This window comes from Geomonas sp., assembly GCF_035254065.1.
Classification (GTDB): Bacteria; Desulfobacterota; Desulfuromonadia; order Geobacterales; family Geobacteraceae; genus Geomonas.
In genome coordinates, this window is record NZ_DATFBA010000007.1 from 1 (window position 1) to 19,266 (window position 19,266).

The 19,266-nt window shown below is 64.2% G+C and carries 5 protein-coding genes; all 5 read right to left on the reverse strand.

The window, feature by feature from the left end; all coding sequences use genetic code 11:
- Window positions 1-415: 415 nt before the first annotated feature.
- Entirely contained in the window at window positions 416-7,927 is a 7,512-nt protein-coding gene (locus VJ604_RS00405; RefSeq protein WP_324079407.1) for a beta-ketoacyl synthase N-terminal-like domain-containing protein, read from the reverse strand.
- A 2-nt stretch (window positions 7,928-7,929) separates the two neighbouring features.
- Window positions 7,930-15,471: an SDR family NAD(P)-dependent oxidoreductase gene (locus VJ604_RS00410; RefSeq protein ID WP_324079408.1), complete on the reverse strand. Its 7,542-nt coding sequence runs from the start codon at window positions 15,469-15,471 to the stop codon at window positions 7,930-7,932.
- Window positions 15,468-17,129 carry a PfaD family polyunsaturated fatty acid/polyketide biosynthesis protein gene (locus VJ604_RS00415; RefSeq protein WP_324079409.1) on the reverse strand — a complete coding sequence of 554 codons (1,662 nt, stop codon included), beginning with the start codon at window positions 17,127-17,129 and terminating at the stop codon, window positions 15,468-15,470. Before VJ604_RS00415 ends, VJ604_RS00410 begins: the two co-directional genes overlap by 4 nt.
- Window positions 17,130-17,378: 249 nt before the next feature.
- Window positions 17,379-18,092, reverse strand: coding sequence for an arylesterase (locus VJ604_RS00420; protein WP_324079410.1), 714 nt, complete (start codon window positions 18,090-18,092; stop codon window positions 17,379-17,381).
- A gap of 38 nt (window positions 18,093-18,130) precedes the next feature.
- A partial coding sequence (locus VJ604_RS00425; RefSeq protein ID WP_324079411.1) for an ABC transporter permease occupies window positions 18,131-19,266 on the reverse strand: 1,136 nt, incomplete at its 5' end.

The following is a 19,266-nucleotide window of genomic DNA, read 5'->3' on the forward strand; positions in this document are numbered from 1 at the left end:
CGCGGATCCCCGTCAGGGCCTGCAGCTGTCCCGGTGCGAAGTGCAGAGCCTTATAAAGCGGCTCCAGGCGGGCTTCCAGCTCCGCCGAAGTGACCACCACCGGGGCAAGCTCATAGCCGAACGATTCAATAAATACCCTCGAATACTTCATCAATCACCTTAGGTTTTCAGCGTAAAAAGCGAACTCGATATATCTTCTGCCAACGCCCCCTCTCCCTCGGGAGAGGGCAGGGGTGAGGGAAGCCTCAGTCAAGTAGAATGTCCCTAAAAGAAGCCGTTCACCCTGAGCCTGTCGAAGGGCAGTGAAACTGATACGGCTTGATCGAGACGAGCATAGTTGGTGTTCGTACTTCGACAGGCTCAGCACGAACGGTTTCACCGTTACCCAACCCAGGAATCCACTGGGGATTGGTGTTTATCCTCTCTCCAATTTGACGGTGAAATCGTTCATCTGGTAGATCGGCCGCCCGTCCACTGACAGGAAGCCGGCGGCAGTCATCACCCGCTGGTCGTCGTCCACGGCCGTTACCCAGGCGTCTACGGTGACCATGGTGTTGGTCGGCACCACCTGGCCGCGATAGAGCCAGCGGTGTCTCCTTTCCAGTGCGACTGCAGCGAGGATGTCCCCTTCCTCCCATCCCCAGCGCTCGGCCGCCGCGTATTTCACCAGCTGGAGGAACGACTCCAGCCCCAGCGATCCCGGCGTGACGGGATCCTCGTAGAAGTGCGCCTTGAAGAACCACTCATCCGGGTTGACCCGCTTGGTTCCCTTGAGGTAACCCAAGCCGGCAGGGCCTCCATCGGGGATGTACAGATCGATCAGGTCGATCATCCTGAGCTGGGTATCCGGATACGGCCGGGCCTGCGGGTAGGGAAGGGTGGTGCCTCGTCCCATCTCTTCCGAAGTCGGCTGGTACGGCACCGCATCGCGGATCCCCACCTGGTTGGCGAGCGCCTCTTTGTTGAAGAACCCGAACATGGTCTCGCCGTCGTAGAGAACGCCGTGCCGGTCAGCGACCGAGAAGGTGAACTCCTGGATGATCATCCCCCCGCTGGTCGCGACCTTGGTCAGGTTGGCGATGGCGGTCAGGGTGCCGCTTTCTGGAGTTACCGGCCGATGCTGTATCGCATTGCCGCCCAGGTTCCGGAAGGAGATATCCGTCGGGCTGTGCAGCGCCGAGCCGACGTAGGCGGCGAGCCACCCGCAAGGTTGCAGCGCCGCTTCCAGAAGTACCGAGAACGGCATGCGCGGCTGCCGGTCCGCTGCGAAATACCACTCGTCGACCGGTACGTCGTACTGAGCCTCCGCCATGGCGCCGGGCGCCATCTTCCACGGCTCGCCGGCCACCGCAGTGACGCGGTCCATGAACTGGAACGGCGGGCCAGGGAGCCGCGCGATCTTCCTCTGGCTATCGAAGATCTTGTACTTGTCGCCAAAGCCTTCCGAAGGGTTGCCGTTGGAGTAGGCGAGGATCTGTTGCTTCGTATAAACAGCCGGCTTGCGATGGTAAAGCGTACCAACCCCATCCTCCACCTGTCCTCCCCCTTGAAGGGGGAGGGACGTAAGGGGTTGCCTCTGCGATGGATCGATGGCCGTGACTCCCTCCCCTTCAAGGGGAGGGTAGGGGTGAGGATGAGGTGTGCTACCCCGTTTCTTCCAAAGTTGGCGTAGCATCTCCCGGTTGGTGCCGGTCAGCCGTACCGACATGTTGGTGATCTCGACGATCGGCTTGCCATCGGCGTGCATCAGCGCATCCACGATGGCGAACGGCTCGGGACGGTAGCCAAGCTCCCGCACCGTCACCTCGTAGGTGACCACCTTGGTGGTTTCCAGCACCTGGCCTCGGCAGCAGAGCTGGCTCGCCACACCCGGAACCGGCTGCCATGCACAGCCGTCAGTCTCGGCGACCCAGCCCATCCTCAGCAGGAAGATGCGCAGCGTGTGCATACAGCATTCATACATGAGGGTGCCGGGCATGACCCGGTCATCGACGAAATGGCAGGTGATGAACCAGTCGTCGGGATGGATATCGGCCTCGGCGCGGATGAAGCCCAGCTGGTAACGGCCACCTTTGGGGGCGATTTCCATGACGCGGTGGACAAGCTCCATCCGACCGCCCGGGATGGTCAGTGGCCTTTGCAGGTTGAGGCCTGAGAACAGCGGTCCGAAGCAGCCGGCGAGGTCGCCGCGGCGCAATGCCTGTAGCTGTTGCGCGCTGTAAGCTTCCACCGTCATGGGGACGAGGTCTTCCCAGCCGGCGGGGAGCTTCCCGGAACGGGGTCGCAGATCCAGGGCGCCGCGCACGATCCCTTTGCCGGCGTCGAGTTCCTGCTGGGTAAAGAACCCGGCACAGCCGTTTCGCATCGACATGAGCGGTTCCCTGTTCACCGTCGCCTCGAAGTGGAAACGGAATAGATAGGTGTCGCCCTGGCGGAAGAAGCGCTCAATTCGGATGTCGTAGTTGATCACCTCGCCGGGAACCGGCAGTTCGCGGTGGAAGGTGACCACGGCGTCCAGAAGGCGGTACACCGCCAGACCACGGGTGATAAAGTCGATGCCGAGATAGCCGGACAGGAAGAGGTCCGCTTGTCCGGCTTCTACCGCGACGCAGGTCGGGATACGGCCGCCGTCAAGGTACCAGGCGCCGGGGAGAACGTCGTGCTCGGTGACCACTCGGCCGCAGGTCATGGATTTCGGCTCGCCCTCCAGGGTCATGATCCGGTCCACCAGCATGAGCGGCTCGTCGGGCAGTCGTACGCGAGTTGGGAAGGTATCTGCCTCGGCGAAGGCCTCGCCCAGCATCCGGCCGACCGACCCGATGGCGAACTCCATGCACATGTTCCGGTCGAAGGCAGGCTTGACCGATGTGCTTGCTGCCAAGGGGTCGGAGGGAAAAGGTTGAGCCTGCACCTCAGCAGACCGAGTCTGAACGGGGGCAGGAGAGGTCTGTGGATCGGCGGCATCGTGATAAGTGACATTGACCGTCGGAAGTGAAGCCGGAGTCGTAGCCAGTTGACCACCAGCCAGCAGCTGTTCCTGAAGAGCGATCTGCAGGGCCAGTGCATCGGCCATGGACCGGGTGATCTGGTCGGCGGCCTTAAGATACGCTTCGTGAGCCTCCATGCTGGCCTGTTGTGTGGCAGCAAACTCCCGCATCAGATCGTCGGTCACTGCAAGTTCCTCGGTTGGGACGAATATCTCTTCGGTATGAACGTGGGCTGAAGCCTCTTCCTGCTCGTAACGGCCTCCAGAACAGGAAAAAGGAGGCTCGTCAGCCGTTGGTGCTGAGCTTGTCGAAGCACCCACTCCTTGACTCTCATAAGCTGGCCCTTCGAAAGGCTCAGGGCGAACGGAGTCTAGGGCTTGGATTGCAGGGGGAGCTGCACTTACCGCCTCAACATTCGTTATACCGTCAAGCTGAGGAACGGGCTGAGGTTGGGGAGCAGCCGCCACTGCCTGAACGACATGGTCGTTTGACTGCCCAGATTCAGCAGGATTTATACTTACAGTCATACCTGCTGACGGTACTGCCGGGCTGGCACCCACGATAACATCAGAAATTTCGCTTGTTTCCCCGGCATTGTCCAAAACGGCGACAGCGACCTTGCCTTTCGGTAAGGTGGGCGCAAAAGGATCCCCGCCGGTCTTGAAGGTGAGCATCTTGCCATCGGGGCGGGTGCTCCTTTGCTCGAGCCAGCCAGCCGGTGGCGTGGTCAGCAAAGGGGCGAGATCGACCGGCACGCCTTCGGCAATGAGCTGGGCGAGCAGCCGCAGCAAGGCTGAATTCGCGTCGGTGCCGGGTGCGCAGACGGAGCGGGCAACGTGGGGGCGACCGGCCAGAATGCGGCCGATCATCCTCGTGCAGGAGGCACCCGGTCCCATCTCCAGGAAATACCGCACACCGTCTGCGTAGGCCGATTCGATCACCTTGGGATAATCGATCCCCTCGATGGCCTGGGCCAGGATCGATTCGGCGGCGCTGCGGCGGTTGACCTGGTAGGAGGTCCCGGCGGCGCCGCTGTAAAAGGTGATGTCGCGCGGGGCATTGGTGTTAAAAAGGTGGAGGTCATGATAGGCGGTGGCCACCTCACGGGCGACTTCGCAGTGCACCGTGGTGACGCCGTCCAGCGGGAAGAACCGGCAGTCGAGCATCGCTACCAGGTGCTTGACCCATTTCACGTCGCCGCCGATAACGCACTCGTCCGGGGTGTTCACGATCAGCAGGTAGACCCGTGAGGTCTTCTTGAGGGCACGCCGCACCTCGCGCGCAGGCGCGTCCACAACGCCGATGCTCCAGTGGATCCCTTTGCCTTCCACCTCGCCCCAGGCGCGCTGGGCCGCCCGGCACTCGCCCGCCAGATCCCGCGTGAAGAGTGTGGATGCACGCATGCGGGAGAGCATCAGGTCGCGCTCCTGCCAGGTGCGGGTGGCGAACAGGCCGGCCGATTCGCCCAGGCTGTAGCTGATCACGGCATTGGGCCTGATCCCGAAGTTCTGCACCACGTCGGTTACGGCGCAGCCCGTGGAGACCTGGCCGAAAATGACGGCGAGATGGTTGTCCTTTACCGCTTCGGCGGGAGCGCCGTTCCAGAAGTGTTCCGGCTGGAACTGGTCGCGCAGGTAGCTGTTCTCCGTGTCCTGGCGGCGGTAGATCTCGGGCCAGCGCGCCGACAGCTCCATACCCATGCCCGCGAAGTGATTGCCGGAGCCGGGGTAGACGAAGCCGATCTTGCCCGAGGTTCGTAGCGGCTTCGAGGAGAAGAACAGGCGATCGCGCAGGGAAGGGTGCATGATGGCCTCGGCCTGCACGGCATCCGCGGAAAGTAGCCGCTCCCCCTGGTCAAGAAGTCCCAGCAGTTCTTCATGACTGCGGACCACGAAGGAGATGGCGACCGGTTGCTGCCCGGAGACGTCCTGGCGAGAGAGGAGATCGCGGGAGAGGGTGGCGAGGTCGGGACGCGGTGCCTGTGCCGCCTTTCCCCTGAGCTGCCGAAGCTCCTGTGCCAGTTCGCTGCGGCTCGCCCCGGTGACGGCGATGAGATACTCATCTCCGGGACCCAGCGGGGCCAGTCTCTCGACCGCAGCACGCTCGGGCACTCTCTCGTAACCTTCCAGCACGACGTGGCTGCAGTTGCCGTCCATGCCGATCGTGCTTATCCCCGCGTGGCGCGGACCTTCGGCCCTGTTGCGGAGCCAATAGCGCGCGCCTGCGGGGAGGTAGAGGGCTCCGTTGCCTGAGACCCTTCCCTGCGGTAGCCGTGCCGGATGCGAGGCTGGGATGATCTCCTGGTAGAGTGCGAGACAGCCGCGCACGAAAGAGGCGAGGCCGGTGGCGGCTCCGCAATGGCCGATCTCAGCCTTGACGCTGGAGACCGGCAGCCGGCGGTTGCGTGACGGCGGTTGTTCGCCAGTTATCGGCGGTTCAAAGAAGGCCGCCAGGGTGGAAAGCTCGCTACGGTCTTCGGCGGCGATGGCGCTGCCGTTCGCCTCCAGGAAGCCCACCGTTTTCGGATCGACTCCGGCCTCTGCGTAAGCACGCTCTAGAGTGTGGCGGTAGTGGGTTCCACCGGCTCCCTTCAGCTCACCGCTGGCATCGCCAAATCCCTTGATGACTGCATAGATCCGGTCGCCGTCACGTTCGGCGTCCTCAAGGCGCTTGAGAACGACAGTGGCCGCGCCTTCGCCGACCAGGCCGCCGTCGGCGGATTCGTCGAAGGGTGTGGCCCGGCCGGTGTGCGAGAAGGGGTGGCCCATGTGGTGGCCGAGCGCGGCGCGCAGGTCGCCGGCCAGGTCAACGGCACCCACGATGGCACGGTCGATTTCCTGCCCCTGCAACTGGCGTACGGCCGTCTCAAGGGCACGCAGGCCGGAGGTGTCCTCGCTGGAGATGGTGAAACTCGGGCCGCCGCAACGGAACTCCCTGGCAACCCTGCTGGCGACCACGCTCCCCAGGGCTCCCATGGTGCGGTTGGCGGTCAGCGCCGGGCCATACTGCTCGCGCAGTTGTTCGATCCACTCGGCAAGTTCCTCCTCGGTCAGCTCCAGCCCCAGTTCCTTGGCCCAGGAGGCTGCCTTCTCGGCAATCGACCAGCGGAAGCTGAAGTTGGTGCTGTTAAGGTCCAGGGCGATGCCGACGAATACCCCGGTGTTCAGGTTGTCGGAGTTGCCGGTACCGGCGTCGGCGATGGCAGCGGCCGCCGACTGGAGCATCAGGAGTTGCTGCGGCAGCATCTCCTCCATCTCCCGGGGCGGGATGCGGAAACGGTCACCGGCGACGGAGAACTCGTCGATGTAGAAGCCGGCAAAAGGTGTATCGCCGAGCCCTTCCTTGGCGAACCAGTCGCTCTTTTCCGCGCCCCACCAGTCTTTGGGCTTGGACGGCTTGGCGGACGGTTTTCCACCTAGCACGCGGGACTGGAAAGCCGCCAGAGACTGCCATGCCCCAAAGCGGGCATCCATGCCCACCACCGCGACAGCATCAGACCGACGAGTTTCCTTCTTTCCTCTTTTCTCAACCTGATCAAGCTCTCCCTCCCCTTCAAGGGGAGGGCAGGGGTGAGGATGGGTTTGGCTCTCCGGCACCCATTCCTCCACCAGCAGGTGCGCGTTGATCCCACCAAATCCAAAGGCGCTGACCGCGGCCCGGCGGGGAATCCCTTCGCCACGCCTCACCCAGGGGGCAGGCGCCTTCAGCACGCCGAACGGGCTCTGCTCCAGCCCGAAGGTGGCCGGGGCCTGGCTGTAATTTGCCGTCGGCGGCAGGGTCTCCTCGGACATTGCCAGCAGCACCTTGGTGAGTGCGGCAGAGCCGGCGGCGGTCAGCAGGTGCCCGATGTTCGATTTCACCGAGCCGATCACGCAGCACTTCTCGGCATCAAGCGACTCTTTCCAAAGCTCCTTCAGGCTGTTCACTTCTGCGGCGTCACCCACCGGGGTCCCGGTGGCATGGCATTCGATAAGGTCAACGTCCTGCGGCGCCCAGCCAGCCTTCGCGTAGGCCGCACGCATGGCGCGCAACTGGCCGTCCGACTGGGGGGCCAGGAGGCTTCCTCCCACGTCGTTGGAAAGACCGATCCCCCTGATGATCCCGTAGATCCGGTCGCCATGAGCGAGGGCATCCTCGGACCGCTTCAGTACGAAGATGCCGGCCCCTTCGCCTACCACCAGGCCGTCGCCGGCGGCGTCGAACGGGGAACAGATGCCGCGGCGGGAGAGGGCGCGCAGCTGGGAGAAGCCCATCTGGGTGAAGAGAGGATCGGGACGGGAGAGGCCGCCGGTGAGCATGGCGTCGGCCCGGCCGGAGAGGAGTTCGTCGGCGGCGAGTTTGATCGCGTAGAGTGAGGAGGCGCACGCGGCGTCCAGCGTGAAAGATCCACCGCCCAGGCCGAGGGCGGCTGCCAGAAGACCGGCGGGAAGGCCTGCGACGTAGCGGTTGAGGTGGTTGACCTCCGTCCCCTCCACCGGCCGGGCAAGCAGTTTCTCCTCGAAGGTGCGGCCCAGGTAGGCGCGGGTGATCTCGGCGGATCTCTCGCTCGGAAGGGCCAGGTTGCCGATAATGACGCCGATGCGGGTACGGTCGAGAGGATGGGTGACGGCGCTCTCGAACGCCCTTTTCCCTGCGTGCAGGAGCAGGTGGAAGAGGGGATCGAGGCCGGTCATGGTCTGGGGATCGATGGACAGGCCAGCCAGATCGGAGACGGGAGGAAGTGCGTCAATGAAGCAGCCACGCCGGGAGTAGACGTGGTCGGCCTTGCCTGCATCGGCGTCGAAGGCGGTGTCGGCGGCTATCTGCCAGCGCCCGTCCGGGACCTCGCGGGCCGCGCTCTTGCCGAGCCGGATGTTTTCCCAGAATGTGGTGAGGTCGGGAGCGTCGGGAAAGATCCCGCCGATCCCGACGATGGCAACCGAAGGGGACTGCTGGTTCATGCTCAGGCGGCCCCCAACTTGACGGAAACCGGCTGCAGCTTGTTACGCTGGAAGGCCTGCTTCAGGGAGGGATCGATCACGCACTCGTACCCTTCCAAACGGGCAACCAGTTTGCCGGTATGGCGGTCGAGGAACTCCATGTCGGCGCTGGCGCCGTGGGCGCTCTCCGAGGTGACGCGGATGACCACCTGGGCCCCCTCGCGCGGGAAGGCCTCCTGGAACTGGCGGTAGCGGCCGGCGAAGCAGGGGAGCGAGCCGGCGCCGAAACGCTCGAAGCTCCAGAGGATCATCATCTGGAAGGCGCTGTCCAGGACCAGCGGGTCGGTCAACCAGACGCTGCGAAGCGGCTGCTTGATCCACTGTGCGGGCGCCGGAGCGCCTTTCACGCTGGCGGCGATACCCTTGGCGGAGCATCCGTCCACCTGCTCGATGCCGTGCAGGTCCGGTCCGTGGAACAGGCGCTCGTTGTTGTAGATGACACCATTCTCCGGAGTGTAGGGGGGGCTCGGTATCTCGGTGATGGAGCGGATCCCCTCCGGATGCTTGGTGGCCAGCACGATCTCGGCGCGGGCGTGCAGCAGTGTCTTGCCGTTGGCCCCCTGGCTGCAGAGCTCGACCGGTACCAGGTGGAAAGATTCCTTCTTCACCGCGCGTCCTGCCATTACGTTTAGTTTGCAGGGGGCGAGGTTGTCGAAGACCACCCCTTTGCAGATGCGGAGGTCGTTGAAACCGTGGAAGCGGAAACCGGGGTTGCCGTGCAGCGCGCCGTGGGCGAGCCATTCAACGATGACGGCCATGGGGACCACCGCTTTGCCGTCAAGCACGTGCGAACGGAGGAAGGGATAGTCGGAGACGGTCAGGGTGAGGGCGAATGCCTCCGAGAGGGCCTGCGGCTTGGACGGTGCGGCGGCGGTTTCGGGCTGGCTCAATGCGGCCAGGGCGACCACCTCCACCGGAGCGTCGGTTGCGGCAACTTCTCTGGCCAGGAAGCTCCCGCCTTCCGCAAGGTCGATGACCCCGACCCCTTCGCCGGCAAAGACCTTTTTCAGGGCGGGTGTCACCATGCCGCCGTCCCAGGGGCCCCAGTTGATGCTGACGGCGCGGCAACCGCTGCGCCGGCGGGCTTCCTTCTGGGCCACCTTGTTAAGCACCTCGTTTGCGACGGCGTAATCGACCTGGCCGATGCGGCCGTAGCGGCCGGTGCTGGAAGAGAAGAGGGCGATGAAACGGAGGTCGTCGGTGCGGGTGGCGTTCAAGAGCGCCCGGAGGCCGGCCACCTTGGTGCTGTAGACCTGTTCGAACTGCTCGGGCGATTTGTCGGTGATGAGCCGGTCGGCAAGTACACCAGCTCCGTGCACGATGCCACGGATGGGGCCGTTGCTGCGGCGGATCTCGGCAAGGAGAAGTTCCATGGCGCTCTGGTCACGGATGTCGATGGAGCGGTAGATGACGTCGGCGCCAGTGGCGGCAATCTGCTCCAATGTCGCCCTCAGCTCGCGTCCCGCTGCAATCGCCCGGTAGCGCTCCTCGATCTCGCGCGGATGCAGCTTGCCAGTCGCCTGCTGCATGATGGCCCGCTTGATCTCGCTTTCATCGGACAGGGAGGCCAGCCAGGCGGGCTCTTCGGTCGGTTCCGGGGAGCGGCCGAGCAGGACCAGGAAGGGGTGATATTCCTTGGCCAGCGCGAGGGCAGCAGCTGCGGTCACGCCGCGGCCGCCACCGGTGATCACCACCACGTCGCCTTGCTGCACAGCGGGGGTGGCTGGCTCCGGGGCCGCAGCCAGCGTTACCGGCTTCAGGGTATGGCGACCGGCGGGGGTGAGGCCGACCTCGACCGGGCCGCCGCGCAGGACCTCCAGGACGACTGCGCTGGCCGCCGAGGATGCATGTGGGAAGGCGCCCAGGTCGATGGCTTTGCAGGCTATCTCCGGCCATTCACGTGCGGCGGTCTTGGCAAGCCCCGCCAATCCACCAGAGACGGCATCCTTGATAGTGGTACCGCTGCCGAACCCGAAGGTCCCGTCCAGCCGGGAAACGGTGATGCAGATGGCCGCATCGTTTTTGGCAGTCTCGGCCAGCGCATCGGCGGCATTTTTAAGGAGCACGAAGGCGTCCTTCAGGAAGGCGTCGTCGGTGCCTGCAACCGGCGCGCAGATGATGAGTCCCGACAGCTTGCCGGTGGGGACGGTCTGTGCGGCGTTGGCGATGTCGATCTTTCTGACCGTGCAGCCGTGGTCAAGGAGGATGCTGCAGAGTTCGGCAGTGAAGGGGGAGTTGTCGTCGGTGACCCAGATCTCGCCGTCGTTGGCCAGCACGATGGCGTCAGCTTCGTCGTCTGCGTCGATCAGTTCCGGAACTACCGTGCTCCGCTCGATGCCATGCGATTGAGGGGGCGCAGCCTCGGCTTTGGGTGCCTGGGAGGCAGCTTTCCCGTGTTCTGACTGCGCGGCCGCCACGGTGTCAACCTGCGGTGCGCCGGCCTGATCAGCCTTCAGCGGGGCAGCCATTTGGACCTGTCCACTGCTTTGCTGTCCGCCAAGGAAGGTTACGATGTCGCCCAAGGTCCGGAGTGTTCCCAGCTGCTCGGGGCCGATGGAGGGGGTGCCCGGCAGGCGTTCCTGGAGTGCGGAGAGTATTTCCACTCTCTTGATGGAATCGATACCGAGATCGGAATCCATGCCCATGTCCAGTTCGAGCATGTCCACCGGGTAACCAGTTTTGTCGCTCACAACCTCAAGCAGCACTTGAGCTATATCGGCACCGGTCCCGGCGGTTACCGCTCCGGAAACTTCCATCCCGTGAACGTCAGAAACGGTGGCCGAAGCAGTTGCAGTATTGGCAGGTGTCGCTTGCGTTGCCCCCGCTGCCAGATGCCCGGCGATATCGCCCAAGGTACGAAGGGTGCCAAGGTGCTCCGGCCCGATGGCAGGCGAACCAGGCAGCTGCTCCTGCAGCGTCGACAGTATCTCTACTCGCTTGATGGAGTCGATGCCGAGGTCCGAATCCATCCCCATGTCGAGTTCCAGCATCTCAACGGGGTAGCCGGTCTTTTCGCTCACCACGGACAGGAGGGTTTCGGTAATTACCTGTGCATCGGCGGTTGCTGCGGATGAAGTTGCGGGCTCAGAAGGCGCTACTGCGGCCATGGTAGCAACCTGAGCGGAACTGGCACCGACCGAGAGGTGCCCTGCAATGTCCCCAAGTGTGCGAAGCGTGCCCAGGTGCTCCGGCCCGATAGCGGGGCTGCCGGGCAGTCGCTCCTGCAGGGTCGACAGTATCTCCACCCGCTTGATAGAGTCGATGCCGAGGTCGGAATCCATCCCCATGTCGAGTTCCAGCATCTCGACGGGATAGCCGGTCTTCTCGCTTACCACGGCAAGCAGGGTTTCGGTAATTACCTGAGCATCTCCAGCAACAGCCGACGCTACTACCGGTGCGATGGGTGCCGCCTGAAGAGCTGCAACCGGGGCCGAGCTAATACCGGCCGAGAGATGCCCGGCAATATCACCCAGCGTGCGAAGGGTGCCCAGGTGCTCCGGCCCGATGGCGGGAGTGCCGGGGAGCCGCTCCTGGAGCGTGGAAAGGATTTCCACCCGCTTGATGGAGTCGATGCCGAGGTCCGAATCCATCCCCATGTCGAGCTCCAGCATCTCGATGGGATAGCCGGTCTTCTCGCTCACCACGGTCAGCAAAGTTTCAGTGACGGCGGCGGAGTTGCCAGCCGGCGCCGTGGGGGGAAGCGGTGCTGCGGGGACAGACGGTGCGATCGCTGCAACCGGAGCCAAGCTGGCGCCTGCGGAAAGATGGCCGGCGATATCACCCAGCGTGCGCAGGGTTCCCAGGTGCTCGGGGCCGATGGCGGGGCTGCCCGGGAGTCGCTCCTGGAGAGTGGACAGTATTTCCACCCGCTTGATGGAGTCGATGCCAAGGTCGGAATCCATCCCCATGTCGAGTTCCAGCATCTCAATCGGATACCCGGTCTTCTCGCTTACCACCTTGAGCAGGGTGTCGGTGATGCTGGTAGCGTCCTGGCCTGCTTGGGCAGGGGCAGGGGCGGAAGGCGAGGTGGCGATGGCCGGAGCGGCCGGGGCAGCTTTCGGTGCCCCGGCCACGGGAGCCGGTGCAGGTGAAGGCTGGGCGCTCGCGGTGAGAGTCACGCTGGAGGCTGCGGCTTGGGGTGCAACTGCTGCCGGGCGAGGCGGTACAGGCGCGCTGGCTGCGGCGGAAGGCGCGACGGCAGCCGCCGGCGCTGCTGCAGTGGCGGCAGCAGACAAGTTAACAGCGGTCGCCGTAGCGACGGGCGCCGCAGTCGATACCGCTGCGGGCATGGTCGCAGCGCCGAGCAGTCTCTGTTGCTGTTCGAGGAGAGTCTGGAAGGTCTTGGCAGCCGTCTCCTGGCCCTCCAGGAAGCGGCGGTGCAGCTGCGCGGTGTCCGCCTGCATCTTCTGAAGAATGGCCATGCTTTCCCGGGTCATCCTGAGCGACTCGGATAGCGCCGTCTGCGAGACGGCGGTAGGCGCCTGGGCTGCTTGCTGCTGCCTGGCGGCCTGGGTTGTGTTGCTGCCAGTGGTCGAAACTCCCGCGGCTGGGGCTGCCAAATGAGGTGCCGGGCTGCTCTGGACGGGAGTGGTCGCTGCGGCTGCGACCGCTACGGAACCGGCCTGCTGCGCGGGCACAGAGTGCTTGGTAATGCTCGGCTGGACCGGCGGTTTCTTCGGCTTGGCCTTCAGATAGTTCGCGCCACAGATCGGGATGGTCATGCCGCGTTTCTTACCGGTGGAGACGGCCGGCAGGTACCCTTCATCCCAGGCCGCAAGCTTGACGGGGTAACCCGCCACTGCTAACTGGGCCAGGGCCCGGGCGAGGTCGAGCACGCCGGAGCGTTTGCCGGAGGAAGAATCGAGGGCGAAGGCGGCATGGGGACGATCACCGAGGATCGCCTGCACGAGGCCGGTCAGCCTGTTGCCGGGGCCAACTTCCAGGAAGGTGGTTATCCCTGCCGCGTACATTGCCTCGATCTCTGCCACGAACTCCACCGGCTTGGCGAGCTGGTTGGCAAGGAGCGCCTTGGCTGCGGCCGGATCGGTCGGGTAGACCTCGGCGGTGGTGTTGGCGTACACCGGGATTTCAGACCTCTTCAACTCCACCTTTTCAAGTGCTGCCAGGAAAGGCGCCGCCGCGTCGGCAACCAGCGCGCTGTGGAAGGCTGCCGCCACCGGGAGTTCCTTGCAGGTCAGGTCGAGGGCGGAGAATATCGATTTGGCCCGCTTGATCTCGGCGCTGGAGCCGGAAAGTACGGCTTGGGAGGGGGTGTTGCGGTTGGCAATGACCAGGTCGAGCTTTTCCCGGGCGATGACGTCTGCCACCTGGGAGAGCGGGGCGGCCACCGCGAGCATGCTCCCCTTATCGCCTTTGCCTTCGCCCATCAAGCGCCCGCGCAGGCGGGAAAGGCTGTGCAGCGAGGACTCGTCGATGCTGCCGGCCGCGCAGAGGGCGGTAAGCTCGCCGTAGCTGTGGCCGGCAACCGCACTGGCGGAGATGCCGAACGACTGGAGCAGCCGGTAGCCACCGATGCTGGTGGCGCCGATGGCCGGTTGGGCGACCTGGGTAGCCCGCAGCGCCTCTTCCTGCTTCGTCTTCGTTTCGGCGTCGAAAGCGGGAACAGGGAAGATGAAGTCGGAGAGAAGGGCGCCATGCTCGGAGACGAAGCCGTCGTTGGCGGCCGAGATGCTGCTGACCAGTTGTGGGAACCGGCAGGAGAGGTCGTTCAGCATCCCGGTGTACTGGGAGCCCTGACCCGGGAAGAGGACGCCGAGTTTGCCGGCTTGGGCGCCACAGGCGAAGAAAGCGCCGTCCGGGGTCTGCCAGGGCGAAGAGCTGTTTTTGGCGAGCATCGCTTTGGCATTCTTGACCAGGCTCGCCACGTTGGTCTTGTCGCGCTCGATGACCAGTGCCAGTCGGCAGGGTGCCTTGGCATCGAAGGCTGCACGGGAGGCCGCGGCCAGATCACGTAGCGCGGTCCAGGAATCGGCAGCTTCCACCGCGTCAAGCCGGGAGGTAACGGCGGCCGCGTCGGCCCCGGAGAAGGTCAGCAGCTGGCTTTTCCCGTTCCAGTCGGCGACCGTCTTTTCCGGCCGATACTCTTCGAGCACCAGGTGGAAATTGGACCCGCCGAAACCGAAGGCGCTCACCGCGGCGCGTCTCCGCTGTCCGGGGCGCGGGAACCAGGGGCGCTTCGTGGTGGGAAGGTAGAACGGAGTGGGGCCAGCGACCACCTCTTTCTGTGGGGTGTCCACCTTGATGGTCGGCGGGATCACCTTGTGGTGCAGCGCCAGGGCTGCCTTGATGAGCCCTGCGGCGCCGGCGGCGGCCTTGGTGTGGCCGATCTGCGATTTTACCGAACCCAGGGCGCACCACGGCTCTTCTGCCTCGCCGTACACCTCGCGCAGGGCGCTCACTTCGACCGCGTCCCCCACCTTGGTGCCGGTGCCGTGCGCCTCGATCAGGCCGATGCTGTCTGGGGTTACCCCCGCATTTCGGTAGGCGTTAAGGAGGGCCTTCTTTTGGCCGGCGGCGCTGGGTGCGTAGATGGCGTCCCCCTTGCCGTCGCTGGAGGAACCCACGCCGCGGATTACCGCGTAGATACGGTCCCCGTCACGCTCGGCGTCGGAGAGCCGCTTCAGCACCACGATCCCCAGCCCCTCGCCGAGGATGGTGCCGTCGGCGCTGGTGTCGAACGGCTTGGCGTTGCCGGTCGGGGAGAGGGCGGGGGTCTTGCTGAAGCACATGTACATGAAGATGTCGTTGAAGGTGTCGATGCCGCCGGTTACCACGATATCGGACTTGCCGGAGGAGAGCTCCAGGGAGGCGAGGTGCAGGGCGGAAAGGGAGCTGGCGCAGGCCGCGTCCACCACGCAGTTGGTGCCGCCCAGGTCGTAATGCTTGCTGATACGCCCGGCCACCACGTTGCCCAACAGGCCCGGGAAGGAGTTCTCCTGCCAGGGGACGTAGGAGTCGGAGATACGCTCGACCACGTCGTTGGCTACCGTTTCGTCCACACCGGCGTCTTTCAGTGCCGAGCGCCAGATCGGGTGCCCCAGGCGCGCGCCCAGCGGGATGACCAGCTCCAGCGTCCCGGTCACTCCCACAATGACGCTGGCGCGGCTCTTGTCGAAGCTTTTCTCCGGCCCGTAACCGGCATCCTTGAGGGCTTGACCCGCGGCCACCAGCCCTAAGAGCTGGGAGCTGTCGATCGCCTCCAGCACGTTGGGAGGGATGTTGAACTCCATCGGGTTGAAATCGACAGCCGAGATGAAACCGCCGCGGCGACCGTAGGTGCGGTCGGGGCTCTTCTGGTCCTGGTCGTAGTACTGATCGACCTGCCAGTGGGTGGGGGGGACCTCGGTGATGGCGTCCACTCCATCGGTGATGTTGGCCCAATAGGCGTTTTGATCATCGGCCTGGGGGAACAGGCAGCCGATGCCGATGATTGCCAGCTCGGTTCCGTTGCTGGTGACGGCGGGTTTCATTTCGTCGGTTTTCAACAAAGGTACTCCTTGATCTGTGCTAGTTCGAGCGGCGGGAGCGCCACTGCTTCCTGCGGCAGGTCGATCCCCTGGCTGCGCAGGAAGTTGGCGCGGTTCAGTGCTGCCGCGCCGTGCAGGATGTTCAGCGCGACGGTCACCACCTTGCGCTGTTCCGGAGATTGCAGGAATGAGCCGGCGGCCCACTCGTTGAAGGCGCCCATGGCGGGACCGCACCAGACCTGGTAGTCCATGCGGCGTTTCTCCGCGCCGTCTTTGGCCCAGTGGGCGGCCATGCCGAGGTACCAGCGGAAGACCAGTGCCATCTGGTGCTTGGCATCCCGCTCGGCCCGATCGACCTGTGCAGGGTCGCGGACCAGGAAGTAGCTCCGGGTGTCACGCCAGATATCGTCCACGGTGGCCTGGAAGAAGGTCTTCTCCAGTTTCTCCATTTCCGTGGCGGGAATCTCGGCGAGGCTCTTGTGGGAGCGGTAGATCTCGTAGAGCTTGGCGGCCCGCATGGGGAACATGGTGCCGCGCTTTAAGACCTGGACCGTCACCCCCATCTCGAACATGTCGGCGGCGGGGGCCATGATGACGTCCGCTTGGCGGGTCTCGGCCAGCAGGGCGCGCACCGTGTCCGAGGTCCCCGATTCCACGCAGGCCTGGTTGACCGACCCGGTCATCAGGTAGGCGGCCCCCATGGCGAAGGCGGCAGCGGCCGAGGCAGGGGTCGAGACGCCGCCGGCCAGGCCCACCCTGAGCTTCCGGTCGTAGTTGTACTGGGCCTGAAGGCGGACGGCGAGCGAGGCGATGGTCGGGAACAGGGCGATGGCCGGGCGGTTGTCGGTATGGCCGCCGGAATCGGCCTCGGCGGTGACGTCCTGGGCCAGCGGGACGTGGGCGGCCAACTCGGCCTGCTCGGCGCTGAGGGAGCCGTTCTCCACCAGCTCGCGCAGGAACTTCTCGGGAGCCGGGGCGAAGAACTTGGCGGCCAGCTCCTCGCGGGAGACCTTGGCGATGACGCGGTTGGGGAGTACGATCTTCCCGTACTGCCCGCGCCTGATGCCGTGCAGCGCGTAACGGACCAGGGGGAGCGTCAGGTCGAGGAAGGCGGAGGCCTCCACGATGCGGACTTCCTTGCGGATGTAGAGTTCGGCGAGGTCGCGCTCGAGGTCGGGCTCGTGCGGGGAATGGATCAGGTTGAAACCGAAAGGAAGCTCGCCCAGGGAGCTCTTGAGGCGGTCGATGGCGGCCTCTACCTGCGAGAGCGGGAGGCCGGCGGCGCCGAAGAAACCGAGCATGCCGGCGCGTCCCAGTTCCTCGGCGATGGCGGCCGAGCTGATCCCCTTGGCCATCGATCCGCCCAGGTACGGGAAGCGGATGCCGAGATCGCGGCAGAAGGAGGGGTCGCCGAGGTTTTCTGGAAGGCAGGGAGGGGCGTAAGCGGCCAGGGATTCGCCTGCTCCGGGGGCACCGCCGAGTTGGCCGATGCCTCCCAGTTCGGCGACCAGGGCCGATTCCTTGCGCACCAGGAAGAGAGGGCGCCGAACCGAGCGAAGCGCCTCGGTCAGGCTGATGGTATGTTCTGCGGCGTCGGGACTGGCGCACCAGGAACCGAGACATTCGGTGCTATGTTCATGACCGGTCACGTCATGCCGGAGAGAAAACTGGTTCAAACGTGCTACTCCTGTTGCCCACTTGATTTTGCAGCAGATTTACCAGGCCTTATGGTAGTTCGAGCGGCGAAAAGACAAGGCTAGAGTTTGGAGGTGGCTGCTTTTTCCAAAGAGACAGTAAATCGATCGGTAAACCCGAAATAACGATTACTTGAAACCGTCCTGTTAAACGGAGTATGTGTACATGAAAATAGCGGAAAAGGCAAGGGCGGAGGCTGTGTCAGCCCGCAGAAATACCGGAAATTGATGTCACGGAGATTTTTTAGGCCTTTTGCTCTCAATTGCCTTCACCGCGTAGGGGAAAACCGTGTCTGTGACAATGCGGTACCCTTCCGCGTTGGGGTGGATACCGTCGGGCAGGTTGAGGTTTGCCTGGCCGGCCACCTTATCGAGGAAGAAGGGGATGAGCAGGATGTTCTTTTCCCGGGCGACGGAGGGGTAGATCTTCGCGAAGGCGCTCGTGTAGCTGGGGCCGAGGTTCCTCAGCATCCGCATGCCGGCCAACACCACCACCGCGCCGCTGTCCTGCATCCTGGAGACGAGCCCCTCGATGTTCCTGCGGGCGATCTCCGGACTGACGGCGCGAAAGCCATCATTGGCGCCGATCTCCAGGATCACCACGTCCGGTTTCAGTTTGAGTATCCAGTTCAGGCGCGAGAGGGTTCCCGAGGTGGTCTCACCGCTGATCCCCGCATTGATCACCCGCCAGTGGTAGCCCGCCTCCTGGAGCTTCCTCTCCAGTTGGGCCGGATAGGCCTCGCTTTCCGGAACTCCGAGCCCCGCCGTGAGGCTGTCGCCTACCGCCACCAGCGTCCCCTCGTAATTGCCGTAGTCCGAGGGTTGCGCGGCGGCGGGCGAGGAGGGGGGCGAAGCTGCCGGCGCAGCAGGCTGTTCCTTGTGGCAGCAGGAGATCAGGGTGGTGGAGAGCATTATGAACAGCACCACCAGTGTTTGTCGGATCATATCGGAACCACCTTTGTGTGATGTACTTCCTAACCTGTTTACTCATCCCCTTGTTCCCGCAAAAAGCCCGCCGGTTTCTGCCTGAGTATACCCAGAGAGGCTGCCATGCCGACGCAAATTACCAATAGCACGGTTGCCAGCACCAGCGTCAAGCTTTCCAGCGGGTAAGGATGGTAACTCATCTCCAGCTTCTCCCGGCAGATGACCAGGCTCGCCAGTTGCGAAATGGCCAGCGCGATCACCCCGCTCAAAAGGCCAATAAGCAGGTTCTCTGCGGCGAACACCGTCAGCACGAACCGTCTGCGGGCACCGAGGATGGTGAAGTAGACGGCTTCCTGTGTCCGCGCGTAACGCGTGGCGAAGACGGAGCTGATCACGATCAGTATACCCGCAACCATGCTGAACGAGGTGAAGAACCGGACGATGGCCGAGAGCCTTGCCATGATGCGGCCGAAGACCACCACGGTCTCGGTAAGGTCAATCACGGTTACGTTTGGGAAGCGCTTGACGATGCGGTTCTGGACGGCGCCGATCAGCGATTTGTCGATGCGTGCCGCGCAGAAAAAGGTCTGGGGAGCGTCGGCTAACGCGGCGGGCTGGAAGACGAAGTAGAAGTAGGGGGTGATTCCTCCGCTCGTCCTGGTGCGGATGCTCGATATCCGCGCTTCCACCGGGATCCCCTGCACCCGGAAGGAGATGGTATCGCCGACCGCCATCTTATCCATCTTTATCACGGTGTCCAGTACCGATACCTGCGGTACCGACCAATCCTGCCTGAACAGTGACTTCCCTTCCACAATACGCTCGTCCGAGAGCAGAGACTCCCGGTAGGTCAGGTTGAACTCGCGGCCGAGGTTGTCCCCGCGGGAGCGGCGCTCCTTTTCGGGATCGATGGGGGCGCCGTTGACGGCGCTCACCGTGCCGCGGATCACCGGGAAAAAGTCGGCAGGTAGCGCCAGGGAGCGGGAGAAATCCTCCTTTTGGCCGGGCTGAATGTCGATGAAGAAGACGTTGGGAGCGCCGGGCGGGAAGGATTGGATGAAGGAGGCGTCGAGGTTCTTCTCCACCAAAGTGATGGCGAAGATGACGGCGAGTGCGGCGGAGAGGGTGACGGTGATGGAGCGCGTGGCGTTTCGCGGCCTGAACAGCCCCTTCAGGGCCTGCCTGAGCGCGA